14 protein-coding genes are annotated in these 20,813 nt (G+C 44.9%); 8 read left to right on the top strand and 6 right to left on the bottom strand.

Features of this window, described 5'->3' with window-relative positions; genetic code table 11:
• Positions 1-89 precede the first annotated feature (89 nt).
• The 6 genes from SPEA_RS06500 (at position 90) to SPEA_RS06475 (ending at position 9,839) form a co-directional block, all read left to right on the top strand.
• Complete coding sequence (locus tag SPEA_RS06500; protein WP_012154490.1) at positions 90-2,249, top strand: LruC domain-containing protein; 2,160 nt, start codon at positions 90-92, stop codon at positions 2,247-2,249.
• Positions 2,250-2,260: 11 nt separating this feature from the next.
• On the top strand, positions 2,261-2,788 hold the full coding sequence (locus SPEA_RS06495) for a hypothetical protein (protein WP_012154489.1): 528 nt from the start codon (positions 2,261-2,263) through the stop codon (positions 2,786-2,788).
• A 611-nt stretch (positions 2,789-3,399) separates the two neighbouring features.
• Positions 3,400-4,587, top strand: coding sequence for a ribosome small subunit-dependent GTPase A (rsgA, locus tag SPEA_RS06490; RefSeq protein ID WP_012154488.1), 1,188 nt, complete (start codon positions 3,400-3,402; stop codon positions 4,585-4,587).
• A 443-nt stretch (positions 4,588-5,030) separates the two neighbouring features.
• Entirely contained in the window at positions 5,031-7,268 is a 2,238-nt protein-coding gene (locus SPEA_RS06485) for an acyl-CoA dehydrogenase (RefSeq protein WP_012154487.1), read from the top strand.
• A gap of 926 nt (positions 7,269-8,194) precedes the next feature.
• Positions 8,195-9,046 (top strand): nucleotidyltransferase domain-containing protein, encoded by an 852-nt coding sequence (locus tag SPEA_RS06480; RefSeq protein WP_012154486.1) that lies wholly within the window; start codon positions 8,195-8,197, stop codon positions 9,044-9,046.
• Entirely contained in the window at positions 9,039-9,839 is an 801-nt protein-coding gene (locus SPEA_RS06475) for a hypothetical protein (protein ID WP_012154485.1), read from the top strand. The genes SPEA_RS06480 and SPEA_RS06475 overlap by 8 nt, the downstream gene beginning before the upstream one ends.
• A 665-nt stretch (positions 9,840-10,504) precedes the next feature.
• On the opposite strand, the gene SPEA_RS06470 is transcribed toward SPEA_RS06475, so the two are convergent.
• The 5 genes from SPEA_RS06470 to SPEA_RS06450 all read right to left on the bottom strand — a co-directional run bounded on the left by SPEA_RS06470 (position 10,505) and on the right by SPEA_RS06450 (position 17,215).
• On the bottom strand, positions 10,505-12,517 hold the full coding sequence (locus tag SPEA_RS06470) for an alkyl/aryl-sulfatase (RefSeq protein WP_012154484.1): 2,013 nt from the start codon (positions 12,515-12,517) through the stop codon (positions 10,505-10,507).
• A 133-nt stretch (positions 12,518-12,650) separates the two neighbouring features.
• The gene (locus tag SPEA_RS06465; RefSeq protein WP_041411313.1) at positions 12,651-13,673 is read right to left on the bottom strand and encodes an AraC family transcriptional regulator; all 1,023 of its coding nucleotides are present in this window, start codon (positions 13,671-13,673) and stop codon (positions 12,651-12,653) included.
• 75 nt (positions 13,674-13,748) lie between these two features.
• Positions 13,749-14,237: a nuclear transport factor 2-like protein gene (locus SPEA_RS06460; RefSeq protein WP_012154482.1), complete on the bottom strand. Its 489-nt coding sequence runs from the start codon at positions 14,235-14,237 to the stop codon at positions 13,749-13,751.
• Positions 14,238-14,501: 264 nt separating this feature from the next.
• Positions 14,502-15,911, bottom strand: a complete 1,410-nt coding sequence (locus SPEA_RS06455) for an ammonia-forming cytochrome c nitrite reductase subunit c552 (RefSeq protein ID WP_012154481.1) — start codon at positions 15,909-15,911, stop codon at positions 14,502-14,504.
• Positions 15,912-16,003: 92 nt separating this feature from the next.
• Positions 16,004-17,215: an NnrS family protein gene (locus SPEA_RS06450; RefSeq protein WP_012154480.1), complete on the bottom strand. Its 1,212-nt coding sequence runs from the start codon at positions 17,213-17,215 to the stop codon at positions 16,004-16,006.
• Positions 17,216-17,575: 360 nt separating this feature from the next.
• Between SPEA_RS06450 and SPEA_RS06445 the strand changes: the two genes are divergently transcribed.
• The gene (locus SPEA_RS06445; RefSeq protein WP_012154479.1) at positions 17,576-18,196 is read left to right on the top strand and encodes an NAD(P)H-dependent oxidoreductase; all 621 of its coding nucleotides are present in this window, start codon (positions 17,576-17,578) and stop codon (positions 18,194-18,196) included.
• Between the two features lie 2 nt (positions 18,197-18,198).
• A complete protein-coding gene (locus tag SPEA_RS06440) occupies positions 18,199-20,127 on the top strand; it encodes a monovalent cation:proton antiporter-2 (CPA2) family protein (protein WP_012154478.1) in 1,929 nt (642 codons plus the stop codon).
• Positions 20,128-20,231: 104 nt separating this feature from the next.
• On the opposite strand, the gene hpf is transcribed toward SPEA_RS06440, so the two are convergent.
• A complete protein-coding gene (gene hpf / locus SPEA_RS06435; protein WP_012154477.1) occupies positions 20,232-20,588 on the bottom strand; it encodes a ribosome hibernation-promoting factor, HPF/YfiA family in 357 nt (118 codons plus the stop codon).
• Positions 20,589-20,813: the final 225 nt, after the last annotated feature.

Below are 20,813 nucleotides of genomic sequence, written 5' to 3'. Positions count from 1 at the left end.
TAACCATCTGAAACAAAGCAGTAATACCTAACGGCACATCTTATGCATTACCTCTTCACAACAGATAACAATATAGTGAGAGATGCATTATGAGAATATCCAAGCCAACTCAATTTAGCTTCGGTTCCATCTTACTTTTCGGGCTATTTATTTCAGAAAATGTCAGTGCGTCAGATCCCTTTAGTGCATGCCCTACAGAAGCCTTTGTTATCCAAAAACAATCAAATATTCCTAAAAGCTACGGCGTTAACTTGGCTACGGGTAGTTATGTGGTTTTGTCGGAAGATATGGGAACAGGCAATGGTTATAACGGCGTAGGTTTTAACTATCATGATAATTACCTCTACGGCTGGGACTACGCCAGTGCCTCACTCGGACGCACGGGGAATGACTATCAGATAACGGCACTGAGCGTCAGCAAGGATGCAGCATCAGCCTCGGCAGGTAACTTCTTTGTGGGTGATATCGCCATCAATGAAAATGTTTGGTATGGCTATAGAAAAGGTAAAGGGCTGTTTAAAATCCCACTGGATAATCCCGCTAACTACAGCATGACAGTGGTGCCAGATAGTATCGATTTTGCCAGCTACAATATCACCGACTTTGCCTTTCATCCCAGCGATGGTTACCTGTACAGTATCAGTAATGGTGCCTCAGGAAAGCTGCTAAGAATAGACCCCGCCACAGGTGAAGCGACAGACTTAGGTACAGTGATAACCTCTAGTGGCAATAACTTTACCTTCGGTGCACAGTTCTTCGACCCAGATGGCAACCTCTATGTCAGTAACAACAGCAATGGCTATATTTACAAACTGAATGTTAATTCCTCCTCACCCACTAGCGTGTTATTCGCCTATGGTCCAGCCTCTTCGAGTAATGATGGCGCCCGCTGTGCCCTCGCCGAAGTCGTTGTCGGCGATGATGTAGATTTTGGTGACGCCCCAGACAGCTACGGTACCCTCTTAGCCTCAAATGGCGCGAGGCACACCATGAGTGATGATTTGTACTTGGGTGCCAGCGTTGATAATGAGTCCAACGGCTATCCATCGCCACTGAGTGATGACAGCAGCGACAACTCCGATGATGAAGATGGGGTATCAATGCCGACAGGGTTTGAGCTAGGGGAAAGCGCAATTTTATTGGTCACCGCCAAAGGCAGCGAGGGTTATCTAAATGCCTGGTTCGACTGGGATAGAGACGGCAGCTTTAGCGCCGAAGAGCAGGCTATCATTGGAGAAAGCCTCGCTGACGGCCAAAATAGTATTAGCATCGATGTACCCAGCTGGGCTCGAGCTGGCTCCACTTGGGCACGCTTTCGCCTTAGCACTCAGCAAGTGATTAACCCAACAGGTGGCGTCGGCGATGGCGAGGTCGAAGATTATGCAGTGACCCTAACGGAAACAGGCGTGACCATTAATTACTATCCCTCCTCTTCCACCTACACCACTCTCGCCTACGAAGATCTCTACCCAGATCAAGGTGACTTTGATATGAATGACGTGGTTATTCAATTACGTCTTATCGAGTACGTTAAAAACGATCAAGTCAGACGCATCGGCTTTGAGGCGCAATTAGCCGCTATGGGCGCCGCCTACCATAATGGTTTTGCCATTCACCTACCCGGCGTCAGCCGCAGTAAAATTAAAGAGTCTGTCATCAGCTGGTCAATTGATGGCGTAGCTCAAACAGACTCCCCTCTCGAAACAGGACAATCTAACGCGGTCTTTGTTTTCACTGAAGACTTAAAGCAGTACGTTACACTCGAGCAAGGCTGCCAGTACCTTAGAACAGAGACAGGTTGTGAGAGCGCCTATAGAACCACTTGGTCATTTGAGATCCCCTTTGAAAGCCCAGTGGATGAAAACCTAGTCCCTGCATTCCCCTATGATCCATTTATTTTTGCCACCCCTAATACTGACCATGGGTTAGCCGCGAAAAATGTGGTCGGTGCTCTTCCCGGTCGTCAGCTAGAGGTCCACCTTAAGAATCAGGCTCCAACCGATAAGTTCTCAACTAATTATTTTGGTGCTCGAGACGATGCGTCTAACCCGAGTGCAGGACAATACTTCCAGGATGAAAACGGCATGGCCTGGGCCATCGAGATCCCCGTCACTTGGAAGCACCCGAAAGAGAAAAAGCGCTTAGATAATGCCTACACAGAGTTCGTCGATTTTGCCGCCGACAGCACAGGTAACACCAACCCGACTTGGTATGAGAATGCCATTGAGTCATTGATATTTGACAACTAATGGAGAGCGTTATGAATAATCAAAATGAGAAATCCATTAACAATCACTTAGGCCTATTATTCATTATGACTGCATTGCTTAGCGCATGTGGGGGAGGTGGCGATGGTGAATCTGATACTCCGGCCCCTATAGCAACACCAACAGAGACAACCACATCGACTGATACAACTACGACGGAAGATCCGACTCCAGACCCTGCTGCAGACTCAACGTCATTGGACGACCTTGTAGTCGATGCCGATAACAAGCTGGAGTCAGCCTATCTTTTAACGATAGATGTCGACCGAGTCAGCACTGAAAGAGGTTATTTTTCACTGTGCGATAACTACCAAGCTCAAGGAGATGGTTACTCAGTAAACTTCGACTCTTGCCTATTTCGAGGCCCGTTAACTGATGGTCAGCTCAACAAAGAGGTAAAAGTTGCCAATCATGAGAGTCAACTGATCGCGGTAATTTGGTTTTATGAGGGACAAGCACCACAATTTGTAGAGTGGCAATATTCGCAAGATTCAGACACCCAAGTGTTAACCATGAATTAGCGCTAAATAATCAACCATCTAAATGAAAGATTATCTCTCTCGTCGAGATAATCTTATTACCCCATAATTGATGGCATAGTATGGCAGCCCTTGCAGCGATCTCCATTTCACTTATCGCTGCTTTGTTTTGCTCATAGGAGTAAGCCGCAGCTCTATTTCAGAGAGGCAAACACAACAGCCAACAACTGAGTAAAATTCAGAAAAACAGGCCATAGGCCACGACTCTCGGCCATAGCTATCAACTTGGAAAATTGTGAGGGTCGCCACAAGCTTTTCAAGATTTGTTCTTCAAAAGTGGCCTTGTGACTAAGGAGTTGCTAAATTAACCACTAACTATAATATTAATGCCGTAACTATTTTAATGGAGAATTTGATGATTGTTGTAAACCCATACTGGGCAACTGCAGCGCTTTAATCTCATACCTCTTGCTAGCCGCAGGAGTATATTTAGCGTAAGCCACAGATTTAAAATGAGCGATAATAGCTATTACGCCTTTTAAGCTTTGGCAGCCATAAAGCGCTTTGCCCGGTAGTGAAAACGCTTTACCGGGGTCTTATCTATCAAAAGTCCCCCCAGAATTAATATTCAGGCGCTTTGCGCTGGGGTTTATATGACAAAATCAAACCGTTTTAACCACCTAAAATCCAGTACTCTTTCACGTACAACGTCTTCAGCTAGTACCTGCTCATCGAGTAAATCGTCAGCGGCCAGCTCAACAACGAGTATAGAAATCAATTCTGGCGTATCTACGCCGCTAGAAAATGTCTCTTTATATAACTTAAAGCAACTTGGCTGGAGTCCGTTTTTTCAGCAACAGCTGATTGAAACTCAAGAGTACGCAAGTGTAGCTAGAGTGAGTGCTCATCACCGTAGTCAGTATCAATTACTCACAGAAAGCGGCGAATCGACACTTACAATCCATCAAAACATGCCAGAAATGACGGTCGGTGACTGGTTACTGTTAGACAGTCAGCAGCAATTTGTTGCTGTACTTGAACGCAGCGCGTTGTTTAGTCGAAAGGCTGCGGGTTCTAAGGTCGAGCAGCAACTTATCGCAGCGAATCTTGACTGGGTATTTATCGTATCGTCACTCAACGATGACTTTAACATTAATCGCATCGAGCGCTACTTGGCACTGGTCCACGAAGCGAAAGTCACACCCGTTATCGTACTGACAAAAGTCGATTTATGTGATGATCTTACGCCCTACATAGAAGCGCTAAGAGAGTTGGATGCAAGCTTACTCATCGAAACCGTTAACGGACTAGATGAGCAAAGCACTCGGGCGCTATCGAGTTATTGCGTTGACGGTAAAACCGTGGCATTTATCGGCTCTTCAGGTGTGGGGAAATCCACGCTAGTTAACGCTCTATTAGGCGACACCAGTCAGTTAACATCGGCAATTCGCCAAGACGATAGTAAAGGGCGACATACCACCACTAGCCGTTCACTGCATTTAACTCAAAGCGGCGGGCTATTGCTAGACACACCAGGTATGCGCGAGCTACAACTAGCCGATTGCGAAGAGGGACTCAACGAGACCTTTGCCGATCTTGTTGAATACTCGCAGCAGTGCCGTTTTATCGACTGTCAGCATGAGCAAGAACCCGGCTGCGCCGTACAAGCTGCAATTGAAAATGGCCAGCTAACTGAGCGGCGCTTACAAAGCTTTCAAAAGCTGATGCGGGAGCAGGCATTAAATGGCGCCAGTATTGCCGAGAAACGAGCAAAAGATAAAAACTTAAGCAAGATGTACAAGCGAGTTCAGGGCGAGGCTCGAGTACATAAACGAGGATAATAGGCCTACTATCTAGAACCTAGAAGCTAGAACCTCATAGGTAATTGCTAATAGCAGGCATACTTAAACATACTTATCTCAAACATATTTTTTCAAACATACCTTTCTCAAACATACACTAGGGCTATATAGCCCTAGTGTATGTTTACAACTTCCACGACAAAACTCCTCTAATACCAATCGATTTAACACGCCATCTATCCTCTCTATTGCTGACTCAATTGAGTCATCATCACTATGGTAAGCAGTAACGTCATTAAAAAATAATTTCATTCGAGCGTACACGCGTAAGCTTATGAAATTTTTAACGTAAATAATCAAAACTAAACAGAACCTTAGCCAAAATCCAAACGCACGTTTAAATTTATCGTTTGAAAATTTGATCTATGCCTCGTTTTATGACGTAATGTGAAGCATAACTTCTGGTCGGACGAGCATTTAATATGAGCATAAGAACACAACTAAAAAAAATATTGCCAAGCATTTCTACCACAGAACAAGAGGCACTCGATGCCGGTGATGTGTGGTTAGAAGGTTCGATTTATCAAGGTGTACCTGACTTTGCAGCCCTACGTGATATCCCCGTTGCTACTCTGTCTAGCGACGAGCAGGCATTCCTAGACGGTCCAGTGGCGACCTTACTAGAGATGGTGGATGACTTTGAGATCCAGCGCAGCACACACCTCCCTGAAAATATTCTTAACTTCCTAAAAGAAAATAAATTTTTCTCGCTTATTATTCCCAAATCATTCGGTGGCCTCGAGTTTAGTCCCTACGCAAACTCGACTATCGTTGCCACTATTGCCGCTAAAAGTTCGGCGGTTGCGGTCACTGTAATGGTGCCAAACTCACTCGGTCCCGGTGAGTTGTTAATGCACTACGGCACCTCTGAGCAACAAGATTACTGGTTACCTCGCCTCGCTAACGGCCAAGAAATTCCTTGTTTTGCACTAACTAGCCCTGAGGCAGGTTCAGACGCTGGCGGTATTCCGGATATCGGTACAGTCACAATGGGCGAATACCAAGGTGAAAAAGTACTTGGCTTAAGCGTAACTTGGGATAAGCGTTATATCACCCTTGCCCCCATCGCCAGTGTATTAGGCTTGGCCTTTAAGGTAGAAGATCCAAAGGGTCTACTTGGTGGCAAAGAAAATCTTGGTATCACCTGCGCGCTTATTCCTAGGTCGCACCCAGGTGTGCAGCTAGGTAATCGTCATGACCCTATGGGGGTTCGCTTTTACAACGGTACTACCCGTGGTGAAAACGTGTTTATTCCAATGGACTTCATCATAGGTGGCCAGAAAAACATCGGCCGCGGCTGGGCAATGCTCGTTGCCTGTCTCGGTGCTGGACGCGGCATTTCACTGCCAGCACTCGGTGTATCAGTGAGTCAGGCGTCATTTAAATCTTCAGCTGAATATGCAGCAGTGCGTGAGCAGTTTGGCCTATCGATTGGTAAGTTTGAGGGTATTCAAGAGAAGCTTGCCGATATCGCCGGTAAAACCTATCTGCAAGAAGCGATGCGCGTGCTAACAACTGAAGGCCTAGGCCTTGGGTTAAAGCCATCGGTTGTGACAGCCATCGCTAAGTATCATATGACAGAGCTTGGCCGTGATATCCTCGACTCGGCAATGGATATTCAGGCAGGTAAAGCGATTCAGTGTGGCCCGCAAAACACCTTAGCCTCTGGCTATGTGGCCCAACCGATTGCGATTACCGTAGAAGGCGCCAACATTCTCACCCGTAACCTGATGATTTTCGGTCAAGGTGTGATGCGTTGTCACCCATACTTGCAGTCTATGGTGGAATCTATCCACTCAAACGAGAAAAGTGCTGACAAAGTCTTTAACGGTATTTTACGTAAAACAGTTAGCTACAGTGTTGGCAACAGCTTACGTGCCTTTAAGCTAGGTTTATTACCTTTTACCGCATCAGCAGCCTCAACTCTTGCTGAAGTGAAGCCCTATGAGCAATCAGTACATAAGCTAGCCTCTAAGCTAGCGGTATATGCAGACTTCTCGTTATTAGTTTTAGGTGGCAAGCTCAAGCAAGCAGAAATGCTGTCAGCCCGCCTAGGTGATGTGATGAGCTACTTGTACGCCGCCATGGCCTCGATTCGTTACTATGAAAAGAAATTAACTGCTGCAGAGCAAAAAGAAGCGGCGCCCTATTTCCATTACGCTACGCGCTGGTCACTGTGTCAGGCAGAGAAAGCCTTGTTGGATTTCTTAGATAACTTCCCTTCATCGGCAACGCGTAAGTTTATGCGTTTAGTCACTGTGACTTACTCGGCTAAGATGCCAAAAATCAATGATAATTTAGTTCGTGAATTAGCAGAGCAGGCTCAGCTTAATACCGAGTTCAAGAAGAACCTGACTCATCTTATTAAGCCTGTGGCAGGTGACGGTAACGACATTAACGAGCAAGCTTACCTTGCGAAGATGGTCTGCTTACCACTACTTGCCAAGGTCAAAAAGGCGATTCGCGCCAAGACGTTTAAGCCAGGAGTCAGATTCGCACTGACCTTAGATGCCGCGCTTGAGGCTAAGGTGATCACCAGCGACGAGCACAAGCTTTTGCAAGATTACAACCTTAAGCGTGAGCGTGCTATTCGAGTCGATGAGTTTGACTTTGATATGAACCTTATCGATAACAAGCCCGAGTTGAAGATCGCTAACTAATTGCTAATTCTGTCGTAACTGGCCATGAAGCAGTAATAGACAGTCACTAAAAAGCCACCGCAAGGTGGTTTTTTTAGCTTCGAAATAAGCTAATTGTATTTTTGTTTGGGCTACGGTGAAGTCTGATGTGCATTTTAGCTTCACAGTTATCAATCGCCTCCAGCGGGGTATGTGCAGATACTTCTGCGGGACGCTGTGAATATGTCCCTATACGCTCTGCGGTTTCATCCCTGAAACCGAAGCCCGCAGCCGTATCTACACTTGGTTAGACAAGCATTATTCTGTTGATTCGGAGTAATGGCTATCAAGCTAGTTAATTATCTGTCTCTAATTCGCTCCGCCCTTTATGTTCAACCTCAATATCAATGCTTCCTTTGCAAATTTTCATGCTCGTTTATCCGACGCCATTCTGATAGAGTGCTTATAAATCAATGACTTTTATTTAGCAAAGCTTAAATAATAGGTTTGTTAAATGTGCATGCGCGTTTTGCCAAATACGTAAGCATGCGCACTATACAAATGTTAGGCATATAGGAGATTCCCATCGGTACAATTAAATTTGAAAGCTACAACGCAGAACTAGATGACGTAGTAGCACTTAACAGAGAACTTGAAACAAAATTTATCAGATTACACTTTCCTGATAATGAAAAATGTATTCATATTGATTCGGAAGCCAACATATCAAATTTTTTAGGCGTTTGTTCCTTGGTCTTTTCTCACCTTAAATCTGGGCAGTTTGATATAACTGTTACGAGAGATGACGGAACCGTAATTGATATAAAAATGTCTTCAAGCAGAGTCACTGAAGATGGGCTGGATATTACAGGTAAAATGTAATCATATGCCTAACAAGCTAATTAATAAGAAAAAAGCTGGCTGTTTTTTGTTCGTTATTAAGGCGTTAGAGCGCAAAAGGAGTTCAGGTGCCATACACAATCGCTGTTTCATTCGATAAATTCATCGAAAGGATATCAATTACAGGCAATCAGGCAGATATTGCAGAGTCTCGATGTAAATCTATAGTCAACCTGTTGGGTAAAGAGTTTAATATATTAGAAGCTTTTCCCTTAGGTTCTTTGGTTAGTGGGACATCTTTGAGCGGATTTGCAGATGCGGATGTAATGTTAGTCCTTCATTATGGAGCGCATGCTGAAAATAAGTCACCAACGGAATTCTTACAATCAGTACGTGATAAATTAAGCGAATATAACACTCGTATGGCTAAAAAAAATGGCCAAGCAGTGACGTTGTATTTTAAAACCTGGCCTAATGTAGATATCGTTCCTGCATACAGAGTTTCCGATGACGGAAGCTTCTATTGCTACAAAATACCAAATGCGAATAACAACTCATGGATTGAAACAAGACCAAAAATTCATATCAACAACATGAAGAAAGCGTCTGCACAAAAAATTCATCTGATTAAAATGATCAAAGAATGGAACAGAAAACATTCTTCATATTTATCATCCTTTCATATCGAAGTTATGGCATTAAGCTATGAGAATTTTTATAGCGATTATGCGTGGCATGTATTTAAGTTTTTTGAGCACATGCATACAAAAATACAAAGCTACATCCCATCACCATCTGGACTCGACGGTTATGTTGATGATTATCTGAGTGATTCTGATAGGCTAGAAGCGAGCAATCGAATTGAAGCTGCATTGGGCAAAAGCCGTGATGCTTGGTCTGCTCACTACAATAACAACGACAAAGAGTCGATTGAGAAATTCGGCAAATTATTTGGAGATAGGTTTCCATCTTATGGCTAGTATTCAAAGTTTATCAAGTGCTGTATTAGATAATGCAAAGATGTATTCAAAATACGAAAACTTGCTGCATTTAGTAACCTTTATATGCGCTGCATCGTCAATATTTCTGGTTGGGAACTTGTTGTATATTGTTGCTTTAACAGCAATAGTTTCAGAGTTTTCTGCGTGGCTTCTATCAAAAACTACAAATAACAAAAAATCACTTGGTCAAGAACTAATTAGGTTGAATATCATTCAAAAGTCCTATGGGGCAGATATGTCTGTCGACTTAGCTTACTTAAAAAGTAAAGTAACAATCGATGAATTCAAAAAAGCTGATAAGTTTGAAAATAGTAATTATTACGCTACAAGTGACTCTGCACCAGAGGTAAGGTTGGTAGAAATAATTCAAGAAAGCTGTTTTTGGTCGCAGCACTTATATCAAGCTTGTAAACAAAGAACTATTAGAAATTCAATCCTTTTAGCCGTGTTAATTATTGCTTTAATTGTCACAGGTTTATCTGTTACTTCAACTGATGCCAACTATTCTTTACCTAGATTAGCTCTTTTGTTTTTGATGTTTTTCCCTTTATGGAATGGTATTGATAAAGCTATTAGTTTTGGTAACGCAACGTCAAAGCTTACAAGTATCGATCAACAACTTGGGACTTCAAAATTGGCGTTCCCTAACTTATTGTCATTATTTGCGGAATATAATGTTGTTACGTCTAACACGCCTTTAATTCCGCAAAAAGTATTTGAATCAGAGCAAGAAAAGCTAAATACATTATGGGCTGAAAGGATTGCGAAGTAGCGCTCTAACATGAGCATAAATAGTGACGTTCAACACTTGTCTGATACTCATTCTATGCTAGTTTTAGACAAGCATTTCCCGCACCTGATGCAGGTGTTATGTAAATTATTGGAATCCTACGTAAGTGATTGAAATATGATTTCTGAAGATAGCTGGCAAGATCATTATTGGAACTATCTGGGTCGCCTCGAATGACCGAAGTTTTGAAGACTTGAGATATGTGGGGTCAGGGTAAACTTTATTTGATTACCATACTTTTCCTAATCCTACGACCCAGATTTAGACTCCTTCCTCTTACTAATTTCTGTCCAGAAACGAGTTAGGTCTTTAGTCATAACTTCAAATTCCAAAGGTTATGCTTTTCTAACTCAGTGTAGACACGGCCGTGACCGTCCATGACATGGACGTCATGGCCGTGTCTACAGGGATGTATTTATAGCGTGTCACGGCAGTGTCTGCACATGCGCTGGCCGCAGGCCATTGGAACCACTGTTGCAGCAAGAGAACTCTTAGCCTAGAGATAAATTGAGTCTGTATAGTCTTTGCTATCAAACGAAGTTTGATTGTTTAGGTCGATGGCTAAGCGCAGACCCACAGTTAGCCTCGAAAACAAGGGCGCCTGCTATGACGCCCAATCATCATAGCTCCAACTATGATGTGACAAGCTAGGGCGTCACAATATTAAACACGCCCTTGGGCTTATCGAGAGAGGAGAAGAAACTCACCAGATCCAGCTTGCTGCCCTCAATTTCAAGCTCGTCAGAGAACAGTACTTCTTTCACTCCTGCATTGCCTATGATGAGGTCGACAAACAGCTCGTGACTGATGTTGAGTGTCGCGTTAGCCTTATCAGACTTAGGGGCGAGCTTATGATGCAACACTGCATTATTAAGGCTTAATACATAATTTTTATTAAGATCGGTAAAGTGAATATTTAGCACAAACTCCTCACCAAAAACCTCAGGCCCAATCACCCGCGTTGCCATCGACTGCATAAAGTTATCAACGGGAGATTGCAGCAATATCTGCTTCATCGAGGCGAGATCTATACCCTTTTCAGGGCTACCGTGGCGTAACTCATAAGCAGCAGTTAGATATACATCTCGCCACGGCGCGGATTCCGCTTGATAACCCAACTGATCATAGATATGTGCAAGTAGTGCCTTTGCCTCATCGTTATTAGCGTCACTAACCACCAAGTGATTAATCAGCTCGGCTGCCCAGCGATATTCTCCTGAGTCCACCGCCATCTGCGTTGCCGCTATCACCTTGTCTGCGCCCCCCATCAGCTCAACATACTTAATGGCGGTTGCGGTTGCTGGCAGAGGATCTAAGTTAACAGGGTTGGCGTCATACCAACCTAAATAGGCTTGGTACACCGCCTTGGCATTATGCTTAGCCGTTCCGTAATAGCCTCGACTAGCAAATGTGTTAGAAAGCGATGGTGGCATTTTAATTTGCTCGGCAATTTCTGCTGGGGTGAGTCCAGCATTGAGCATTCGTACAGCTTGGTCATGAATATACTTATAGGTATCTCGCTGCTTTGCTAAGAAGTCATTAACCCTCTCTTGGCCCCAAATAGGCCAATGGTGACTGCCAAAATAGACTTTGGTGTCTCGCTCTGCCATTAATGCCTCATCAATTGCACGACTCCAAGTCAGCGCGTCCCTGACCTTAGCACCGCGCAGGGTATACAGGTTATGCATGTTCTTAGAGACGAGTTCAGCGCCGCAATAGGCTTGCTGCTCAGGCAGGTAGAAGGTAAATTCGGCAGGCGCTTCTGAGCCAGAAACGATTTGAAACTCGAATGGCACTCCGTCAATCATCATAGATGAATCTTGTTCGACGACTAAGGTCGGGTTCAAGATCCCAAACTGTCCAAATGCGGGCTCTTTACCAAGACCCGAATCGATATGGCCACGCTCCGAACGTGGTAATTGCTTACCATACATATACATGGCGCGGCGACTCATGGCGGTCCCTGCGGTAACGTTTTCGCTGGTCGCCTCATGCATAAAGCCTGCGGGTGCAATGATATCCACCGCCTCAGAAAATACCTCTCCCTCAGTTAATAACCCGAGTGCGCCGCCGAAGTGATCCATATGGCTATGGGTGAAGATAATTGCTGAGACTGGACGCGGTCCCAATGTCTTATTGAGAAACTCGAAGGCAAGCTTCGCCGTTTCGGCTGTGGTAAGTGGGTCAACAATGATCCAGCCCTTTTCTCCTTCTATCACCGTCATATTGGCCAAGTCAAAGCCCCGAAGTTGATAGACGCCCTTGGTCACTTCAAATAAGCCGTCGATATTATTAAGGCTCGCTTGGCGCCAAAGGCTAGGGTTAACACTCTTAGGTGCATCCCCCTCGATAAAGTCGTACGCGGTTCTGTCCCAAATAATATCACCATTTGTGCCTCGCACCTTAAGCTCCGGCATTCTAGCGATAAAGCCTCGATTGGCGTCTTCAAAATCTTGAATATCGTCGAAGGGAAGCTGAGACAAGAGGCGCTGGTTTGCCTCAATAGTGTGGGGACTTGCTGGTGTAAAGCCCGCACTATCAGCGACTGACGAGGAAAGTTTTGGCGATGTGGTTTCAGGTTGACATCCCAGTAACAAGAGCGCGGTGACGCCTCCAACCAAATAAGGCTTGAGTGGCTGTCTTTTTGTTTTTATTAGCATATGTAAAAGCTCGATTGTTAATCACTGCGAACCAAGTTATTACATTTTACCAACATTGTAGTTATCATTTTTCGCCAACTCTCTCTGCAACGATATAAGCGGGGTATAAGTTTCGCTTTCAAACCAGCAAATGTTAGCCAGTAAACGTGCGGCTTTTTTGACGATATTGCGAAGGGCTGCTCCCCTGCCAAGATTTGAATGATCGAGTAAAGTTACTTACGCTGCTATAGCCTAAGATATCGGATAACGTGTTGATCGGCATATCGGTGTTAACTAGATAGTGATGTGCTAACTCTTGGCGCTTAAGTTTAAGTAACTCTCTAAACCCCGTTCCTTCAAGCTGTAGGTAACGGCCTAAACTGCGCTCACTAATATTGTACATCTGGGCGATTTTCGCCGCTGTAGGCTCTTTATTAAGTAAACTTGCATGGATCCCTTGGCTGGTTTTCTGTCGCCAACTCAATGCCCGCATATTATCGAGATATTGCCGCACGGCCAGTTCATTAGACTCGGCCAATAAGGGATCTTTAGTCAGCGCCGATTGCTCTAGCATGCTCCTGTCCATCCACATGCAATTATCTGCCGCCTTCATCACAACAGGGCAACCGAAGCAGTCTTGCCAAGGCTGAATTGATTTCGGCGCACCACGCATTAACTCCACCCTACGCACAAACTGGCGATGGCCGACCATCTGCTTACCCTGCTGCATCAAGCTACTAAAAAATGCATCGATAGCGAGCTCGCTGATCTCAACCCCGTTTAACGGGCTAATGGTAAATCCAAGCCACTGAGGTGTGCGCTGTAAGCGGATCTGGCCACTATTACTCACCAGTGCAGAGTATTCAGGCAGTGCTTCAAAGGCCTGCGCTAATGAGTCGCTACTCATCATTAACTGGCCTAAAGCGTGAAAATGCATGGGAAAGGCATATTGACCAACGGTTAGACCAAAGGCATCCGATGCTGACGCCTGCTCAGCCGCTTGCCAGAGTCGAGTCATTTTATCTATGTCGACTCGACCACTAGGCTGCGCTTCCAGTGCGTCAAGATCTAAACCAACTCGATGAAATAGCGACTTTGGCTCTATTTGGCTAACGCTTAATGCTCTAGCAACGGCTAAAGACCAGGCCGCAATCGTAGTATAGCTAGTTGAGTTCAAGTTAGCAGTGTCTATGTTAGCCGTGCTCAAGTTAGCGTTCAGCCATGAGAACAGGGCTAGTACAAAAAGTCAGGCTCATAGCGACTCGCCATGACGACGGATATGATTAATAAGCCCATGCTTATCAAACTCTAAGCTAATTACACTGAGACGATCGATATCCAGCGGTAGACTCTGACCTGTGGGTGTAATTCTGCCTTTTTCTACCAGCTTTATTACGACTACGTTAGGCCCGACTATCATCTGCTGGATCTGCACTTGATTTTCCAAGGTTTGATGTTTCATTTTCTCTAGCAAACGAGCGCGTAATTTGGCTTTATCGGCAGAAAATGTCACCTTGTAGTGGACATACTCATCGATAAAATTAGCTGATAACAAGCTAAGGTAATGGTCGATATCATCGACCCCACTATCAAGCCTCTGCCTGGCATTTTTCGCTGCAACAAACTCTAGCCCTTTCTGCTTCAGCTGGGTTTCACTCAAACTATCTAAGGCGAAGCTAAAGGTTGAAAAAAACAAACTTACAAAAGATAGCGTTAATAACCAAATCACCCTATTACACATGGTCAGTCCCTGTTGTCTGCTAGCGATAAGTCGACAATTTCAAACCTATACCTAATACCTAATATCTAATACCTGATGACTTAACATCAAAAAGATATCGAGCGAATTATATCCACTCAAAATAGATTATCAGCTTGTATTAACTCTGTCACCCAGACCAACAATAAAGAAAAAAGCTCAAAGGAGGACCTTAGAGCCTTTAACTTAAGCCACTAACTTAAGCCGCTAACTTAAGCCGCTAACTTAAGTCATGCTGCAAGACGATTAGTAACCGTAGCGAGTCACCTCAGACCAATTTTTATCAACCTCTTGCTTAATAAATTCCTGCTTTTCTTGGGTCAATTTATCAAGCTTAATGCCAACAGCAGCTTGAGCCGACTCTTTGCTGCTAATGTCGGGATAGTCCACTTTGCTAACAGCAAACTTCTTCAAGATCTCGGCTAATGACTCACGGGCATAATTAACCTGTCTGATCGACATATCTAAAAGCGCATTGCCTTCTTTGGGGTTATGGGCGTACAGGCCATGGGACGCCATGGCAAAATCCCAGCGCCACTGTGAATGACGAATAGCCATAATGGCATCGTTCATCAACGGCCATGTTGCGCCCGCCTCCCACGCTGCTTGCGCCTCGTAGTGTGCTTTAACTAGCAGTCCTTCCACTTCTCGCGCTTTAGCATCAATTTTAGCTTTGCTGTTTTCAAGGGACTTGATAATGGTTTTTTCGCTCTTGTGACAGTTTTGGCAAACCGAATCGAAATGATCCAGTGCTTTACTCACTTTATGGCTGGTAAAGCTATTGCCTTGCTTATCTGTTTCTTCCGGCATATGGCAGGTAATACAGGTTACCCCAGCCTCGGCGTGCTCACTTCTCACCCAGTGCTCAAACTCAGGGTGTCGCGCCTTTAAGATGGGTGTTTTCGAAATAGGATGGATCCACTCATAGAAGCGACGGGTATCGTAATACTTCTCTATATCGTCAACATTGTTACCGAAGATCCACGGTATATTGACCTTGTCACTGCGCTCGGGTTGGAAATAGTAAGTCACATGACACTGACCACAAACCTGTGCTCCTTGCATATTGGCATCTTGCTTATCGAAAGGCAGGTGCACTTTTGCCATCGCATCTTGGGCATGCGGCCGTGGCAGAGCCAGCTCGGCCTTGCCGTCAACGTGACAATCGGTGCAATAGACCACACTATTAACTTCAGTGCCAACATCGGTAAAGTTTTTGGCAGAAAAACCTTCAACACCTAACTCTTTCATCAGTCTTGGCGCATCGGGGGTTTTACAGGTCCAGCAGCTACCAGACAAGCCCTTATCTCCTGCCGCTGGCGGCACCCCAGTACGCAGCGTGTGAGTCACATCTGCCACCGCGAAGTGATGGCCGCGAGGGCTATTGTACTCTTTGGCAAATGACGAACCCGCCCACAAAATAATCGCCGCAGGATAGCTGGCCAGCATATCTTCACGCACGCTCTGCTCAGAGGTCTCCTGCCAGCTTTGATACTGCACTGGAAACTTTTCACGCAGCGATTTATCTCTAAGCTGCTGCTCTTTTGCTGCCGCTGTCTGTGCATTGGCGTTTTCTTCTGCCTGTACAGCCGTAATCGGCATCAGCAAAGCTAGAGAGAACGCACCAGCAACTTTCATCAGATTTATGACTGTCATCTGTTTTTTATCAACCTTATCATCTTTTTATTTAGCATTTATCTAACTGTTTTTTTTCTATTTTCTATCTGTCTTCATATTAAGGATGAAAACTATCCTGGTCGGCCATCGATACGCGGTTTAGACAGTATCGAGGCATAATTAAATACGAACATTGCAAAGGCTAACGACCAAAGTCCTCCCGCTAGCCATAACCAAAGCTGATATTGACCTGGTGCAACTATCGGCATCACAGCACGCAGGATTGCCGCTATAGGCAAACAAGCAAAGGCTAGCGCCATATTAGGCCCTTCGTAGATATTGCGGCTGGTGTGGCCTAGGGAAACTCTGGAGATCATGGATAGACAGATCCCTGCGAGCGAGCCGATTGCAAATAGATGCAACAGGTGGCGATAGGCCATGGTGTCATCTATGCTCCAAGCCATGGCTAATAATGTAATAGGTAATAGCACATATGAGATATGCAGCGACCAGAGCATCGGCTCTTTGAGTGTCTTCAACGGCTTCCAACGTGACCAGCGCACTAAATGTAATCCACCAGCAAGGTAGAGTAATACTTGCTCTAGCTCTTTTGGCATAAACTGCGTAATGGCCTGCACAACTAACGCCACCATAATAACGATTAAGCTTCTATCGAGCAGTGCGATAGGCTCAGCTTTGGTTTCCTTTATACGCATAGCAGTAAAGAAGGGAATCACACGTCCACCGACTATGGTGATAAGCAGACCTAACCACCACAACATAGCTTGCCAAATATTCTGGCTCAGAGAGAAATCTCTCTCACTTAGGGCGTAATAGCTTAAGAGATTAATCAGCATCGCCACAAACAACATGATAGGAAAGCCGATGTTATGCCACTGTTTCACCTTATAAATGCAGCGCCAAAGCTTGATGGCGGTGAAGGTTAAAAACAAAGAGTCGAGCAATGCTGGTAGCCACAGAGGAATAGAAACAGGTAACAGTAGGGTCAGTCTTGCTAATAGCCAGCAAGAGAAAGTCAGTGCCAAGGCCCAACCTTTCATTCCGGGCTGATTAGTCCATGTCTGTACCGAAGTCAGCAAGAACCCACACACTATCGCCAATGCAAAACCAAATAACATCTCATGAGGATGCCACCACAACGGCACGACCTTCACCCAGAAGTCGGTTTGGAACAGGCTGTATTGCGGATAAAACCAGGTGAGTAGCCATAGAGGCACGAATAGCATTGCGACCGCCGCACCACCTAAGAAAAAAGGTCTAAATCCCAAGCGAAAAATGGCCGGAATCTTTTCAGTCGCTTTTGGATCGTCAATATTCAACATAGTCCACCCCACAAACACGCATTTAAAATACAGCTTTTAATTTGATCGTCAGTGTATCTGCGCCTATTCGTGATAACAATCACTATTGGTTTAGATTATAGCTTCTGTGACCAATGTAGCTATCTGCCTGTTTTAACGCTATATCTTAATGAGTAGATACCTCACCATACAACACACCTTTAATCATACCAAGTGCAAGCCGTCGCGCTATCAAAGATAAGGTGGACCCATTTTACTTAGCTGATATTGGTCTTCGTTGTGATGGAAGAGCAAGCCTTCAAATCTCAAAAAAACTTAGCGCATCTTGCTGTCTATGCTAGATTAAATAACAATCTGTTATGTCAACTGACTGGATAAAAAATGGCACTCGCGGCAAAAAAAATCCTCGTATTGTATGCACATCCCTCCCAAGAACGATCTGAAATCAACACTCCCCTGTTTAAAGCGACCCAATTACAGCCGAACGTGACTGCCATTGATCTCTATGGTGAATACCCCACTTTCAGGATCAATATCGATAAAGAACAACAAAGACTCAGAGACCACGACATAGTGGTCTTTATGTTTCCGCTGTACTGGTACTCCACTCCAGCCATTTTAAAAGAGTGGCAAGATCTGGTCTTAGAGTACAACTTTGCCTACGGTACTAAAGGTAAAACCCTATGTGGCAAAACCTTTTTGTGTGCACTTAGCGCAGGGGGCAGTGAAGCCGCCTACAATGAAGATGGCTACAATCACTTTACCCTAAGAGAGCTACTTCGCCCCCTTGAGCAGATGGCCAACTTAACCGGTATGAAGTTCTTAGCGCCTTTTGCCCTGTTCTGCGCTCGCAGCGCCTCAGAGGAAAACCGAGTCGATACCCATGTGCAAAAGTGGGTTCGAACACTCAAGGCACTTAGTGAGGACAGATTCGATATCGAACAGGCTCAATCCCTTGAAAAACTCAATGGTCACCTCGACCAATTGATCCGGGAGCACTAATTATGACTGCTTATTTTATTCAAGCTTTTATCTATTTATGCGCCGCCGTCATCGCCGTGCCTATTGCTAAGCGGCTCGGCCTAGGCTCAGTGCTGGGCTATTTAATGGCAGGGGTAGTAATAGGGCCTATTATTGGTCTGGTCGGTGCCGAAACCAACACACTGCAGCACTTTGCCGAATTTGGCGTGGTGATGATGCTATTCCTAGTAGGTCTCGAACTTGAGCCCAAGATGCTCTGGAATATGCGCAATAAACTTATTGGTTTAGGTGGACTTCAAGTAGGACTCTCTACCTTAGTGGTGATGGGTATCGCCCTGAGTTTCGGCTATGGCTGGAGTATCGCCCTCACGGTGGGAATGATTTTCTCGCTGTCATCGACCGCTATCGTACTGCAGACCTTCAATGAGAAGAGTCTAACCAAAACCGAAGGCGGAAAGAATGCCTTTTCGGTGCTGTTATTTCAAGATATCGCCGTGATCCCTATGCTGGCGTTTATCCCGCTCTTGGCCTTGCCTGAACTCGTCGAAAAAGCTCAGTCTGTCACCCAAAGTGCTGCAGAGCACCATGAGGAGCTTTCGCTCGTCGCAGGTCTGCCGGGCTGGGCTTACGGAGTGGTCGTCTTGATGGCCATCGCTAGCGTCGTGATTGGCGGTCATTATTTGAGTCGTCCGCTATTTCGCTATGTCGCCAGCTCAGGACTTAGGGAGATCTTTACTGCCACCGCGCTTATGCTGGTTATTGGTATTGCTGCACTCATGAGCCTCGTAGGGCTATCTCCCGCACTAGGCACCTTCCTTGCGGGCGTTGTATTGGCAAACAGTGAGTTTAGACACGAGCTTGAGTCCAATATCGAGCCTTTCAAGGGGCTATTACTCGGGTTATTTTTTATTACCGTGGGCGCAGGCATCAACTTCGATGTGCTGCTCAGTAATATCGGCCCAGTGATGGCAATGACCCTTGGGGTCATTCTGATTAAGGCCGCTGTATTACTGGTACTGGCCTTTATTTTTAAGATCAGGGGCAGTGACCGTTGGCTATTTGCCTTGAGCCTAGCGCAAGCGGGTGAGTTTGGTTTCGTGCTACTGAGTTACACAGTGCAAAACCATGTGATCCCTACCGAGCTTGCTCAGTTACTGTCACTAGTGGTTGCCATATCCATGTTCCTCACACCAGGCCTATTCATTCTGTTTGATAAAGTCATTTTACCCCGCTATGAAAAAACAGAAAATACACGAGAGCCTGATGATATCGACGAGACAGGCACTGTGATTATTGCCGGAGTCGGCCGCTTTGGGCAGATAGTTAATCGCCTGCTGGTGACCAATGGTGTTAAAACAGTCGTACTGGATCATGAAGTTCAGCAAATCGAAAACTTAAGGAAAATCAATACAAAAAGCTATTACGGCGATGCCACTCAGCCCGACTTACTCCATACTGCAGGTATCGAGCAGGCTAAGATGCTTGTCATTGCCATAGATGATCCTGAACGAGCCGTAGGTTTAGTCGAATATATCAAGCATACCCATCCCCATGTGATCGTGATGGCTCGCGCCTTTGATCGAAGGCACCTGTATCGTCTTCGTAATGCGGGGGCTGACTTTATGGTAAGCGAGACCTTCCATTCGGCGCTCAATTTAGGTAAGCATGCACTGATAAAACTTGGCGTACACCCGTTTAAGGCCGAGCAACAGCGTGCAACTTTCTATGAGACCGAAACGACTCATAAAGACACTCTGTATGAGGCTTGGAAACAGTTCACCGAAGACGATAAATACCTAGTACATTATCGCGATATGTTTATCCAGCTTGAAGAAACTCTAAGCGAAGCGATGAAAGACGAGCGTTATCGCAGCTTTTCAAAAGTGGAGCGCAGCTGGACGCCACCTCCTAAGGAAAATCATACTGAATTTTCTAAAGCTGAAAGCGATTAACCAGGAACAATATCCAATAGAAAACGGTCAAAAAAAGCCCCCGTCACCGTTAGGTAGCGGGGGCTTATTATCTATTGTCTAATGACAAGAATCGATCTTGGAGATTAGACTAAGTTCATCTCTTGAACTTTCTCATGTGCAATCTCAGGTGTCGTCACAACAGGCTTAGAATGCAGATCGGCCTTTAGTTGACCTTTACGATGCTTTAGTGCCGCATCGAGTTTTTTAGCTGCGTTGGTAATCGCGGGATACATAACGGGATCATTACCAGACGCCGAAATTCGACTTCCCTCATAATTGGTTCTAATTTCAACCTGGAACTGGCCGTGCTCTTTCGAAACGATAATATCTAGGGCGATCAGGGTTGGAAAATGACTCTCTATCTTCGAAAACTTCTCTTGGACATGCTGTCTTACTACGTCTGTAATTTCAACGTGGTGACCAGAAAGATTTATTTTCATAGGTTTTCCTTTTTACAATGACTTCTACCTAATACATTTGAGGCTTTCGCTTTAAATTACAAGCTTTATTAAAAATAATTTATACAAATTCTTGAAGAAATTATCCTAATAATTCGCTGCAGCCCAGTCTATATAGGGGAAGTACACATTTTGTTATATTGATAATTTTAATCAAGCGACCGAATAACTATGGTTAAAACATAAGCTAATGGTGGCATTCGTAAG

The sequence above is a fragment of the Shewanella pealeana ATCC 700345 genome (genome assembly GCF_000018285.1).
Lineage (GTDB): Bacteria > Pseudomonadota > Gammaproteobacteria > Enterobacterales > Shewanellaceae > Shewanella > Shewanella pealeana.
The sequence above is the reverse complement of the archived record's forward strand: the minus strand, read 5'-3'. Positions and strand labels throughout refer to the sequence as shown.

What these genes read in the sequence shown, in the direction of transcription:
- SPEA_RS06500 (WP_012154490.1), top strand. Translation starts at nt 90, where the DNA reads ATGAGAATATCCAAGCCAACTCAATTTAGCTTCGGTTCCATCTTACTT.
- SPEA_RS06495 (WP_012154489.1), top strand. Translation starts at nt 2,261, where the DNA reads ATGAATAATCAAAATGAGAAATCCATTAACAATCACTTAGGCCTATTA.
- rsgA (WP_012154488.1), top strand. Translation starts at nt 3,400, where the DNA reads ATGACAAAATCAAACCGTTTTAACCACCTAAAATCCAGTACTCTTTCA.
- SPEA_RS06485 (WP_012154487.1), top strand. Translation starts at nt 5,031, where the DNA reads ATGAGCATAAGAACACAACTAAAAAAAATATTGCCAAGCATTTCTACC.
- SPEA_RS06475 (WP_012154485.1), top strand. Translation starts at nt 9,039, where the DNA reads ATGGCTAGTATTCAAAGTTTATCAAGTGCTGTATTAGATAATGCAAAG.
- SPEA_RS06470 (WP_012154484.1), bottom strand. Translation starts at nt 12,517, where the DNA reads ATGCTAATAAAAACAAAAAGACAGCCACTCAAGCCTTATTTGGTTGGA.
- SPEA_RS06460 (WP_012154482.1), bottom strand. Translation starts at nt 14,237, where the DNA reads ATGTGTAATAGGGTGATTTGGTTATTAACGCTATCTTTTGTAAGTTTG.
- SPEA_RS06455 (WP_012154481.1), bottom strand. Translation starts at nt 15,911, where the DNA reads ATGACAGTCATAAATCTGATGAAAGTTGCTGGTGCGTTCTCTCTAGCT.
- SPEA_RS06450 (WP_012154480.1), bottom strand. Translation starts at nt 17,215, where the DNA reads ATGTTGAATATTGACGATCCAAAAGCGACTGAAAAGATTCCGGCCATT.
- SPEA_RS06445 (WP_012154479.1), top strand. Translation starts at nt 17,576, where the DNA reads ATGGCACTCGCGGCAAAAAAAATCCTCGTATTGTATGCACATCCCTCC.
- SPEA_RS06440 (WP_012154478.1), top strand. Translation starts at nt 18,199, where the DNA reads ATGACTGCTTATTTTATTCAAGCTTTTATCTATTTATGCGCCGCCGTC.
- hpf (WP_012154477.1), bottom strand. Translation starts at nt 20,588, where the DNA reads ATGAAAATAAATCTTTCTGGTCACCACGTTGAAATTACAGACGTAGTA.